Source organism: Sinorhizobium sp. B11 (genome assembly GCA_039725955.1).
Lineage (GTDB): Bacteria > Pseudomonadota > Alphaproteobacteria > Rhizobiales > Rhizobiaceae > Rhizobium.
Map to the genome: position 1 here is coordinate 401,496 of CP091035.1, position 12,662 is coordinate 414,157.

Consider the following 12,662-nt stretch of genomic DNA (forward strand, 5'->3'; position numbering starts at 1 on the left):
AACATCCCCCTGCCGCAATTCGGTTTGCTCTTATCCAGCCTAGCTTCGCTTCGCCACGCAGACGCGACCATGTTGACGACGGCGAATTCCGTTCGGACGAACAGGTGCGGCTGCGGGGAAATCCCTTTCTCGATTGTGAAACAGGCAGGCCGCGAGTTTCGCCGCAATGACCACCGCTTCCGCTCGCGCAATGAGTGCGGAATACATCAGGCATTTGCTGTCAGGGTGTTGCACATCCGCACTCGACTCCCGCAATGCCCGGTGCTTCAATTTTCTGCGGCTGGGAGGGAGAATGCACATGTCCTATGAGTGGAGCGAGGCCAAGTCACGCCGGCGATACCTTATAAAGTTCGCTTCTGTTTGGTTAGTTGCTATTGCACTGGCCTGTCTGCCAGTTTGGTGGTTGGTGCAGGAGACCGCGCTCAAAGCTGCTAACATGTAACCTGAAGGCCGTTCGTCCAGGTTAAAAATGCCTCCGGCTGGAGGAGATCGAGCCGAAGGCATTCTTCACGAGGTAACGCAGCGATCGAGAGGGGCGATCTTGCCTCTGGGGAGGTCTAGGCGGCCGCGTCTTTTTACGAACCTCTACCATTTGCTTTGGTTCCAGATAATTCTCAAGAAAATCGCCGACCAGCTGAACGGATCTCAAGGGGGGCGCCAATCGACCTCAGCGACCGGATGCGGATCGAGCATACTGACCGCTGCCGCTCGAACGACGGCTCAGGGACGAGTGCCGGAGGAGGCGGGAACCAACGGACAAAAATCTCGCTTCCGTCACCTTTCCCATTGAACCAGAGTTGATAGATTCAATCCAGCGGTGGGGACCGTCCCGGCGCGCTTTGGCGCGGGGCGTGAGATGGTCCGGCAAGCCGGCCATCCTCTTGCGCCGGTCATATGCGCTCCTTCGTTAGGCGACGGCGACCATAAGCGAAGTAGGAAAGCGATCGCGCCCCCTACCCCGCAGCACTGTCTGCGTGCCATCCGTTGCTGTCCTTGAGATTCTCTACCGAGGCGTCCGTGGAAACCTGCCGTCGGATCATAGCGAGGTCACAACAAGTGAGCTGTCAAGATCGCATATTCGCGGACAGCTGGATTGCTGGTCGTGGGTTTAGTCGTGCTCACGGAACCGCAGTTCGCCTGCCAACCGGGAGGCAGCTTTCATTCTGGTCGGCTGCGCGACGCTTGGCCGTCGCAGTCAAGCCGCGGCGCGATTCCGATCCTGCCGACGCAGTCACCGTTTGCTCGCCCTGCCGTGCCGCCGTCGCTTTCGCCGGTAGGTGCTCCAAGCGGCTCTCAGTCAGGTCCTCCCCAAACCGCCGCAGGGACGCGATATCGGGCGAATGAATCGACAGGAGGCGGACAGCAAGCGCTAACGCTGCGAGAATTTTGACGAACATTCAGCATTTCCTGCGTTCGAAGCCGGCCCGAGCGAACAAGAGCGGAACCCCAAGGTTCCAGAGCAGCCGCTGCAAGCGTCGCCGTCGTCGCAGATTTTGTAATTGTCCCGTGCTCAAGACGGATGCAGCGGTTTTCCCCGCCAGCGATCACGCGAGGGCTTCAGGACGTCGCTGCTGACGTTTTTTGAGGGGCTCGGCATCCTTGGGAAAAGCAGTACGCTAGCGGACAGGGGTGCTCAAGACGTTGATGCGGCAGGGCAATCCGCCCATATAGAGAGTAACCCTCAAGGATGATTGTCATGGTGAGCAGGCTCAGAAAAACGCTGACCGTGCAGCAAAGCGCGTCAGCTTTCGAACATACGAACAAGATCGCGACCGAGGCCGCAGAAGAAGAGCGTCGTCTTCGCGAAGACTGATGGCTGAGGAGACTGCGGCTCTCCAGTGGCGACGAACCTCCTGCTAGCTGTGGAACACAGCCTGCGGTCGGACATTCCTAATGAGCTCGAACTTGGAGTAGACACATGGACCAGCTGAATTTATCAAGGCCAACAAGCCCTGCAGAAACTCGTCGTGCAAAGCGGATCGCCAAGGGATACACGATTGAGGAACTGGCAATCGCCACCGGATTGACAGCTGCTGAGATCTCAGTCTCCGAGCAGAGCGACGCGGCTCCAGAGCACCACATCGAACGCATCCAACACGTTCAGGCATAGGCTTCAGTCATACGGAGAGGAAAATTGGCACGCACAGGCAAAAGCACCGTCGATCTCATTATTGGTGAAAATCTCGCCCGCGTAAGAAAAGCGAGAGGGCTGAGCCAGTCGTCGATCGCCGAGCTCCTGGGTATCACGTTCCAACAAGTCCAGAAGTATGAAAAGGGCACCAACCGCGTAAGTGCCAGCGTTCTGTTCGAACTGGCACAGGCGCTCTCGGTGCCAATGGATGACTTCTTTCATGGAGCCGAGCCGACGATCCACAATGATCTAAGAAGATCCCTCCGTGCCCCTTCTCTAAGCGGCGATCTCAGTACCGTTAAAAGCGCTGCCGTCAAGAAGGCGCTCTTGAGTTTGATCAGGGAGGTTTCCGCAGAACCGGACGAGGACGATCCTTCCCGAACCCGCAACAGGCCGCATTGACTGGCCGCCGCTTTCGTTGGATGCTCGCCTCGAGCGATGCAATGAGGAACTGCTTGAGCGTCCGACGAGCGAGTGTTTCAGCAGAGCCCAAAGACGACGCCTTGTGACATGCCTCACGTTACACTGGATAGGCTTCTACCCCCCTTCAAAGGCGCGATATTTTCTGCCGCTGCTTCAGGATTCCGATCAATTGGCCCACGCCCATTAGGTGCGGAAATACAGTGCCTACAAGGGGACCGCTTGTGGCGAAGCTGCGCCACAATTGAGCGACAGGGATGCTACCTTTGATCGACTGGGCGGGTGTTGACGAGAGCGGCCTTGCCGATCTCGTGAGGGTCATGTCGTCACTCGCCGGCTGGGCAGCCTGGCTAAGCGCAGCGACCATGATGAGCAAGGCTGTGTCGGCAGCGGAAATATAGGACCGCCGGCCATGGGAATTCCAACACCTTCATACGCTCACTTTTTGCCGCGGCACCAGTGTTGCCTTGTAGGCAAGTGCGTGACGGATCTTCCGTTCAACCTGCACGCATGGAATAAGTTCCGTCCCCCACCGTACGTTCTGGGGATATACATAAGATGGACTTGTATTGATCCCCGCGAGCCTCAAAATGGTTATTGACTTACGTGGTTAACATTGCCGCCGAAGAGTGTCCGTTCTGCAAAGCAGCGCGAAGGAAGTGCCGTGTGAGGTGCTGGGCTTCGAGCGCGGCGAGCACGTCGGTCAAAAACCGGCCGATATCTTGCGGCGGCCTATACTGGTCTTGCTTATATCTACCTCAAACGCGCCTCGGATGGCGACATCGGTATTCCGCGGGATGGTGACGAAAACCGGATCAAGTCCCTGCGCGCAGTCGAGCCAGCTTTCGCGCTCGATCCGAGCGATCCGCGGGTGCAGAGCACATCGTGCTATACATGCTTGACCTGGAGACACTCAGAAGGGCTGAGCACCATCTCGATCTGGCAAAAGACATGAACCCAAACGATGCGACAATCCTTGATCCTTCGGGCGTCTATGCAAGGTTTGCTCGGTCGGCCAGAAGAAGGTCTTGCTGGCGCCGAGATGGCCTGTCGGCTGAACCCGCTCTATTCCAGCTGGTATAACTATTACAAAGCTCGCCTGCTCTTCCTTTCAGGCAGGTACGGTGAAGCATCGATTCTGCTCGAACAAAGAACATTCGCGACGCCGGACCGAGAGCCGCGGGACATGGCCTGGCGCGCTGCATCCTATGGACATCTCGATCTGATCGCGGATGCCGAAAGATGCGCCGCAATCTTTCTCAATGCCGTCGGCGCGCGGTGGCGAGGGGACAAGGCCGCAAGCGCCGCCGACTACGTCAACTGGCTGGTGGACGTCTCCTATCTCAGCGAAGAGCGCGATGTCTCGCGACTGCGCGAAGGACTTAGGCGCGCGGGCCTACCAACCTAGCGATTTCATAGCTGCGGTGCCGGGCACCGGCCGTGCTGGCTAGCAACCATTTTCCTCTAGATCAGCCATCATGCAAGCGAGCGATATAGCGGGTGATGTCGCGGTGCTTCTTGCGCAGAAGCGAGCTTTCCGTGCCATTGATCGGATCAAGATCCGGCCCCATCATCAGCCAGTCGAAAAGTTCGAGACGCCGCTGAAACCTGCTTGCTAAAAAGATCCGACAATACTTGGCCGAATCTCAGATATTAGCGCAGCGAGCAACGCCAACCCGCCCCTCGGTTTCGGCGCCAGTCGATTTCGTAAAGCCTGCCCCGGTTGCGCAATAGGCGATCACGGCGCACAAAAGGCGACAAGTTGATCGCGATCTTCAAGCGGCCGTCACCCGATTGGCTGCCACACGCTGTATAGCCGTTTGAAGCTGTTCCTGCGTGAAGGGCTTGGTCATTCTCAACAGGTTCAGGACGGCCGGATCGTCCGGAAGCTCGGCGTAGCCCGAAGCCAGGATCACAGGCATGCTTTTGTATTGGGTCGATATGGAACGGGCAAGTTCGGCTCCCGTCATCCCAGGCATTGCATGATCGGTGATCACAATATCGCAGATTTGACCGGCCGAGAGAATTTCCAGCGCGACTTTAGCAGACGATGCCTCTACCGGAATATGTCCCAGATCTTCCAGCATCGCCAAGGTGCCCAGCCGCACGAGGGGATCATCGTCCACGACAAGGATCCTCAAGGCGTGGCTCATCGCTGCGGTGGTTTCAATCGTCTCGCTCTTCTTCACGTCTGCTGTATCATAGACTTGTGCCACCGGTAGCCAGAGCGATACGGTAGTCCCTGTGCCTTTGATGCTCGACAGTTCGAGCATCCCGCCGGACTGTGCCGCAAGACCATGAACCATCGACAGACCGAGCCCGGTGCCTTTTCCAGGACCCTTCGTGGTAAAGAACGGCTCGGTGGCCCGGGCGGCAACGGCCTCGTCCATGCCTTCGCCGTGGTCGGTGACCGCTAGTTTCACGTAGCGGCCGGGTTTGAGCCCGACGGGGCGAACCGAATGATTTTCTTGCGCAGTCACCAGGATCGTGCCGCCCTCACCCATCGCATCGCGCGCATTGACCGACAAATTGAGCAGAGCGAGTTCGAGTTGATTGCCGTCAACGAGCACACGCGGCAGGTCCGGTTGGATCTCGCTCCGTATATCGAGGCCTGGGCCGACCGCCTTTTTAAGAAGATCCTCAACATTCTCGAACAACTCCCGGAAATCGACGGCCTGCGGCTTGAGTTCCTGTCGTCGCGCGAAAGCCAGAAGACGTTGCGTCAACGCCGCCCCTCTTTCCGCCGCTTGCACGGCATTCGCCATGAGGCGCTCACTCTTATCGTCGGGTGGTAGGCGCTTCTTCAGAAGGTTCAGGCTTCCCATAATTGCCATGAGCAAATTATTGAAGTCGTGCGCGACGCCCCCGGTCAGCTGACCGATCGTGTCGAGCTTTTGCGCCTCGAACAGCTGGGCGAGGGCCTCCTCCCGCTCGCGCGTCCTCTGATCAATGCGCTGCTCGAGTTCTTCATTGAGCAGGCGCAGCGCCCTTGAGGAGGATTCCAGCTCGGCCGTGCGCTCCCGAACCCGGTTTTCGAGTTCCGCATTCAGCAGCTCAAGCTCCCTCGTCTTCCGATAGAGCTCGGTGAAAACCCGCACCTTGGCCCGAAGCACGTCAGGAACAATCGGCACCGATACATAGTCGACCGCTCCGGCCTCATATCCGCGCAGGCGGTCCGGCTCAGCCATCATGATCGCCGAGATGAAAATGATTGCCGTATTCTGATAGCGTGGATGTTCCCTGATCATGCTGACGAGTTCGAAGCCATCCTGTTCAGGCATGCAGACATCGACCAGAATGACGGCTATTTCGTTACGCAGAAGATGTTCCAGCGCCTCGCGCCCCGACTGGGCCTTGATGAGGTTTTCTCCAAGATCCTGGAGGATCACCTCGTAGCTGAGAAGTTTCGCAGGCTGGTCATCAACTAGAAGGATATTGACGGGTTTCACGACCGGCTCCTCAGCGATGCAGCCACATGCGCAGCGCCGACAGGAGCTGCTCGGTGTTGACCGGCTTTGCCAGATAATCCGAAGCCCCAGCTTCGAGACATTTCTCTCGATCGCCCTTCATCGCCTTCGCCGTCAGTGCCACGATCGGCAGGCGACGGAAATTCGGATCGGAGCGGATGACCTGCATCGTCTCGTAACCGTCCATGCCCGGCATCATGATATCCATCAAGACGATCGCCACTTTAGGCTCGTTGTTGATCACCTCGATCGCCTCGGTGCCGGTGGTGGCCGTCAGGACTTTCATGCCGCGGCGCTCCAGAACGCTGCTGAGCGCGAAGATGTTACGTGCATCATCATCGACGAGCAAAACCGTCTCGCCAACAAGGTCCTCATCCGAACTGTGCAGCTCCTCCAACATCGCCTGCTTGGCGGCGGGCAAGTCGGCAACGACACGATGCAGGAAAAGCGCCGTTTCATCGAGCAAGCGTTCAGGTGACTCGACGCCCTTGACCACGACGCTACGGGCCATGCTGTGAAGCTGGGCGTCTTCTTCGGGCGAAAGTTCGCGGCCCGTGAACACAACGACAGGCACTTCACCGATCTCAGCGTCGTCACGCATCCGTTCCAACACGTCGAAACCCGACATATCGGGGAGCGAGAGATCTAGCACGACGCAGTCGGCAGGATCTCTTCTGAGGGCCGCAAGCGCTTCCGATCCCGAGCCGACGCTCGATATATCGATGTCGTCGTGGCCGAGGAGAGCGGAAACGCTCATCCGCTCCGCCTCGTTGTCCTCTACCAGGAGAAGACGCTTGCGTCTCGGCTCGGCGTAGGCCTTCAGGCGTGAAAGCGCCTTGCCGAGGCTATCGGGCGTCGTCGGCTTGCTCATGAAAGCGAAGGCCCCGCGCGTCAGTCCGTGTTGACGGTCTTCGTCGAGGCTGATGATCTGCACCGGAATATGGCGCGTCAATGCATTCTGCTTGAGCTGGCTCAAGACCGTCCATCCCAACATGTCTGGAAGATAGATGTCGAGGGAGATCGCCGCTGGCTTGTATTCCTGCGCAAGCGCCAGAGCCTCACTGCCGCGCATCGCCACCAGAACCTTAAAGCCGCCATCACGGGCCAGGTCGAGCAGAACCCGCGCATAATGGGCGTCATCCTCCACGACGAGAAGCACCGTATCGGCGGCCGTGATGTTCTCCCGGTCGTCTTCGACCTGTTCACCGGGCTTGTCTGGCCGCCGTCCGGCCATGGCCTCCGAAAGCTGAACAATATTGCTGGGTGCGGTAAGAACCTTCGGCGCCACGGCGGCCGCACCAACGTAAGTCAATGGCAGGTAAAGTGCGAATGTGCTACCCACTCCGGGGCTGCTGCGAAGCTGGATCTCGCCGCCGAGCAGATTTGCAAGCTCGCGGCTGATGGCAAGGCCAAGCCCCGTGCCGCCATATTTGCGGCTGGTCGAGGCGTCAGCCTGTTGGAATGCCTCGAAGATTATGCGCTGTTTTTCCGGCGGGATGCCGATGCCGGAATCAACAACCTCGAAGGCGAGGACGGACGGGGCGTGTTTGAGCGAAGGATGGTCGGATGACCAGCCGCTCGCCACCGCCGAAACGCGGAGCGTAACGCCGCCCTGTGCGGTAAACTTGAAAGCATTCGAAAGCAGGTTCTTGAGGATCTGCTGGAGCCGCTTGGCGTCCGTGAGGATGCTTCTGGGCGCATCCGTGCCGACTTCGACCGCAAAGGCGAGACCGCGATTGTCCGCCTCGTGGCGGAATGGCCGGGCGATCACGTCCAGAAGGTTGTTGATGAAAATTTCCTCGGCGTCGACCGATACGGTTCCGGATTCGATCTTGGAAAGGTCAAGGATGTCACTGATGAGGTTGAGGAGGTCTGTGCCCGCGCCGTGGATGGTCTTTGCAAACTCCACCTGCTTTCCGGAAAGATTACCTTCCGGGTTTTCCCCTAGCTGCTGTCCCAGGATGAGGATGGAATTGAGAGGGGTACGCAATTCGTGCGACATGTTTGCAAGAAATTCCGACTTGTATTTCGACGTCAGCGCCAGTTCGGTCGCCTTTTCCTCGAGTGCGCGGCGGGCCTGTTCGATTTCCTGGTTCTTGGCCTCGACCTCGACATTTCGCTCCGCGAGCTGCTGGGCCTTCTGTTCGAGCTGCTCGTTGGTCTGCTGAAGCTCGCCCTGCTGGGTCTGAAGCTCGGCGGCGAGCTGCTGCGACTGCTTGAGCAAGCCTTCCGTCTGCATCGTCGCTGCAATCGAGTTGAGGACGATGCCGATCGACGTAGTGAGCTGGTCGAGGAAAGAGAGCTGCAATTCGGTAAAATTGCCGGCCGATGCAAGCTCAATGACCGCCTTGACCTGCCCCTCGAAATGCACGGGAAGGACGATTGCGCTTCTCGGAAGCGCCGAGAAGACGCCGGAACTGATCGGAACGACATTGCTCGGAAGATCTGTGATCAGGATACGCCGGGCATCGCTGGCGCACTGGCCGACAAGGCCCTGCCCGAATTCGAGCCTGGTCGGATGAGACGTCTCCATGCCCTGCGCGTAGACCGACAGGAGCGATAGCACCGGCTGGGGGCCGTCATCGACCTGGTAGATCACGCCCTGGTGAGCACCGACCAGAGGCGCCAGTTCCGACAAGAGCATTTTGCCGACAAGCGTCAGGTCGCGCTGCCCCTGCAGCATGTTGGTGAAGCGTGCGAGATTTGTCTTCAGCCAGTCCTGCTCGGTATTGCGCTCCGTCGTCAGGCGCAGGTTATCGATCATCGTGTTGATATTGTCCTTCAGCTCCGCCACTTCGCCGCGTGCCTCGACCTGGATCGAGCGGGTGAGGTCGCCTTTCGTAACGGCGGTTGCGACCTCGGCGATTGCGCGCACCTGGGTGGTAAGGTTGGCGGCAAGCAGGTTGACGTTGCCTGTCAGGTCCTTCCACGTACCGGCTGTTCCTGGAACATTCGCCTGGCCACCCAACCGGCCCTCGACACCCACTTCGCGGGCCACGCTCGTGACCTGATCGGCAAACGTGGCGAGCGTGTTGGTCATGTTGTTGATCGTCTCGGCGAGGGCGGCCACCTCGCCCTTCGAGGCGACGGTGAGGTTCTGCTTCAGGTCGCCATTCGCGACGGCCGTAACCACCTTGACGATGCCTCGCACCTGCTCGGTCAGATTGGCGGCCATGACGTTGACAGTGTCGGTCAGATCTTTCCACGTGCCGGCAACGCCCGGCACCTGCGCCTGTCCACCGAGCTTGCCATCGGTTCCCACTTCGCGCGCAACACGCGTCACTTCACCGGCAAAGGCGTTGAGCTGATCGACCATCGTGTTGATGGTGTTCTTGAGTTCGAGGATTTCACCTTTCACATCGACGGTGATCTTTCGCGACAGGTCCCCGCGCGCCACCGCCGTCGTCACTTCGGCGATATTGCGAACCTGGGTCGTCAGGTTGGCGGCAAGGAGGTTGACGTTGTCGGTCAAGTCCTTCCACGTGCCGGCAACGCCTGGAACAACAGCCTGGCCTCCCAGACGCCCGTCGGTGCCCACTTCACGCGCGACACGCGTCACTTCGCCAGCAAACGAGCGCAGCTGGTCCACCATCGTGTTCAGCGTGTCCTTCAGGAGCAGGATTTCGCCGCGTACGTCGACGGTGATCTTGCGGCTGAGGTCGCCATTGGCGATCGCTGTCGCCACTTCGGCGATGTTGCGCACCTGGGCCGTCAGGTTGCCCGCCATGGAGTTGACACTGTCGGTCAGGTCCTTCCAGGTACCGGCCACGCCGGAGACCTGCGCCTGTCCGCCGAGCTTGCCTTCCGTTCCCACTTCGCGAGCCACGCGCGTGACTTCGCCGGCGAAGGCATTGAGCTGGTCAACCATCGTGTTGATGGTGTTCTTAAGCTCCAGGATCTCGCCCTTCACGTCGACGGTGATCTTTCGCGAAAGGTCGCCACGCGCAACCGCCGTCGTCACTTCGGCGATGTTGCGCACCTGGCCGGTAAGGTTCGACGCCATCGAGTTGACGTTCTCCGTCAGGTCCTTCCAGGTGCCGGCGACGCCCGGCACCTGCGCCTGCCCGCCGAGCTTGCCTTCGGTGCCGACCTCACGGGCAACGCGCGTCACTTCGGAAGCAAACCGGTTGAGCTGATCGACCATCGTGTTCAGGGTCTCCTTCAGCTCAAGGATTTCGCCCGACACCGAAACGGTGATCTTCTTGGACAGGTCGCCATTGGCGATTGCCGTCGAAACTTCGGCGATATTGCGCACCTGCGCCGTCAGATTGCCAGCCATCGAATTGACATTGTCGGTCAGATCCTTCCAGGTACCGGCAACGCCGCGAACGTTCGCTTGCCCGCCCAGGCGCCCTTCCGTTCCGACTTCGCGCGCGACACGCGTTACCTCGCCCGCAAAGCCGTTGAGCTGGTCGACCATCGTGTTGATCGTTTCCTTCAGCTCCAGAATTTCGCCAGAAACCGTCACCGTGATCTTTTTCGACAGGTCCCCCTGGGCGACGGCGGTCGCAACCTCCGCGATGTTGCGCACCTGACCTGTGAGGTTGGAGGCCATGGAATTGACGGAATCGGTCAGGTCCTTCCAGGTCCCGGCAACGCCGCGCACGTTTGCCTGACCGCCCAACTGCCCTTCGGTGCCGACCTCACGGGCGACGCGCGTAACCTCTGAAGCAAAGGCGTTGAGCTGGTCGACCATCGTATTGATCGTTTCCTTCAGCTCCAGGATCTCGCCCTTCACGTCGACCGTGATTTTCTTCGACAGATCGCCACTGGCAATCGCGGTCGAGACCTCTGCGATGTTGCGTACCTGAGCGGTAAGGTTGCCCGCCATCGAATTGACATTGTCCGTCAGGTCCTTCCAAGTGCCCGCGACACCGGGCACCTGCGCCTGCCCGCCGAGGCGGCCTTCGGTGCCCACCTCGCGAGCGACGCGGGTCACTTCTCCTGCAAATCCGTTCAACTGGTCGACCATCGTATTGATGGTCTCCTTCAGCTCCAGGATTTCGCCAGAAACCGTGACGGTGATCTTTTTAGACAGGTCGCCGTTGGCGATCGCGGTCGAGACGTCCGCGATGTTTCGCACCTGAGCGGTCAGGTTCGAGGCCATCGAGTTGACGTTGTCGGTCAAATCCTTCCATGTCCCTGCGACGCCGGGTACCTGCGCCTGCCCGCCAAGGCGGCCTTCGGTGCCCACCTCGCGGGCGACGCGCGTCACCTCGCCGGCAAACCCGTTCAGCTGGTCGACCATCGTGTTGATGGTCTCCTTGAGCTCCAGGATTTCGCCGGAGACATCCACGGTGATCTTGCGCGACAGGTCGCCCCGCGCAACGGCCGTCGTGACCTGAGCGATATTGCGCACCTGTGCCGTCAGGTTGCCGCACATGGCGTTGACGGAGTCCGTCAGATCCTTCCACGTGCCAGCGACGCCGGGTACCAGTGCCTGTCCGCCGAGTTTGCCCTCGGTGCCGACTTCGCGCGCCACGCGCGTGACTTCTGAGGCGAAGGCGCGAAGCTGGTCCACCATCGTATTGATTGCTTCTTTTAGCTGCAGGATCTCACCCCGCACGTCGACCGTGATTTTCTTTGAAAGGTCCCCGTTGGCGACCGCTATCGTGACGTCGGCGATGTTTCGCACCTGCGCCGTCAGGTTCGAAGCCATCGAATTGACGCTCTCGGTAAGGTCCTTCCAGACACCCGTGACTTCCGGCACCTGCGCCTGGCCGCCGAGCTTGCCGTCCGTGCCGACCTCGCGCGCAACGCGGGTCACCTCCGAAGTGAATACGCCGAGCTGCTTGATCATCGTATTGACGATATCAGCTGAGCGGAGAAACTCCCCTTTCAGTGGCCGACCGTCCACATCGAGAGGTACGGTCTGGAGGAGGTCGCCTTTGGCAACCGCGGTGATCGTGCGGGTAACGGCCGTCGTCGGCCACAGGAGATCGTCGATGAGGGTGTTGATCGAGCTTTCCATGTCCGCCCATGCCCCGTCGGGCAAGCCAAATCGAACGCGGGTGCTGGTGCGGCCGTCCCGCCCGACGACCTGGCCGACATTCTCAAGTTGCGCCGCCATTTTTTGATTTGCGGCGATAATATCGTTGAGCGTATCGGCAATTTTGCCGGTCACTCCGGTCAAGTCAGAGCGCATCCTGACAGAGAAGTCGCCTCTCTTCATGACCAGGAGGACGTCCAGGAGCGCGCGCGCATCAGTGCTCGCCATCACCGTTGGATCACCATCCGGACGAATTTGCGCAGCCGTCTCGTCAAGTCCGACCGGATTATTGTGTTTTCCCACCATGTACCCTCCGTGAAAGTGGAGCTGAATCTAGAGCTCCAGGCAGAAATTGCCATGGCGGCCCACGCGCGGAGGCGCCGGGAACGACGACTAGAGCAATTCCGTTCCAGGACGCGGAGGGGCGAGCACCCCAAAGGGTTGAACGAGCGCTTCCTCAAGCCGGCATGCCCTGCTGGCCGTACCCCTGTTCAGACATCGTCCGGGAGGTTTTGCCGACCGTACGAAAACCGCCCAAAGGGCTTCGCCGTCGTCAATCGGGCCTGATATTGGCCCATAGTCCGTCATATGGACGAGGCGGTTTTCTCGTCGAGCAACATGCCGGTCGTCGTTCTCCCACCAACCAGTGCCAGGA

Annotated in this window: 5 protein-coding genes; 3 read left to right on the forward strand and 2 right to left on the reverse strand. The window is 59.6% G+C overall.

The window, feature by feature from the left end; translation table 11 throughout:
- Positions 1–1,918: 1,918 nt before the first annotated feature.
- The 3 genes from LVY75_35110 to LVY75_35120 all read left to right on the forward strand — a co-directional run bounded on the left by LVY75_35110 (position 1,919) and on the right by LVY75_35120 (position 3,959).
- The gene (locus LVY75_35110) at positions 1,919–2,110 is read left to right on the forward strand and encodes an XRE family transcriptional regulator (GenBank protein XAZ26014.1); all 192 of its coding nucleotides are present in this window, start codon (positions 1,919–1,921) and stop codon (positions 2,108–2,110) included.
- 24 nt (positions 2,111–2,134) lie between these two features.
- Entirely contained in the window at positions 2,135–2,533 is a 399-nt protein-coding gene (locus LVY75_35115; GenBank protein XAZ26015.1) for a helix-turn-helix domain-containing protein, read from the forward strand.
- Positions 2,534–3,737: 1,204 nt separating this feature from the next.
- Positions 3,738–3,959: a hypothetical protein gene (locus LVY75_35120; protein XAZ26016.1), complete on the forward strand. Its 222-nt coding sequence runs from the start codon at positions 3,738–3,740 to the stop codon at positions 3,957–3,959.
- Positions 3,960–4,326: 367 nt separating this feature from the next.
- On the opposite strand, the gene LVY75_35125 is transcribed toward LVY75_35120, so the two are convergent.
- A complete protein-coding gene (locus LVY75_35125) occupies positions 4,327–6,000 on the reverse strand; it encodes a response regulator (protein XAZ26017.1) in 1,674 nt (557 codons plus the stop codon).
- A 10-nt stretch (positions 6,001–6,010) separates the two neighbouring features.
- Positions 6,011–12,235, reverse strand: a complete 6,225-nt coding sequence (locus tag LVY75_35130; GenBank protein ID XAZ26392.1) for a HAMP domain-containing protein — start codon at positions 12,233–12,235, stop codon at positions 6,011–6,013.
- Between the last annotated feature and the right edge of the window lie 427 nt (positions 12,236–12,662).

Coding starts and splice junctions, on each gene's coding strand:
- LVY75_35110 (XAZ26014.1), top strand. CDS start 1,919: ATGGACCAGCTGAATTTATCAAGGCCAACAAGCCCTGCAGAAACTCGT.
- LVY75_35120 (XAZ26016.1), top strand. CDS start 3,738: ATGGCCTGGCGCGCTGCATCCTATGGACATCTCGATCTGATCGCGGAT.
- LVY75_35130 (XAZ26392.1), bottom strand. CDS start 12,235: ATGGCGAGCACTGATGCGCGCGCGCTCCTGGACGTCCTCCTGGTCATG.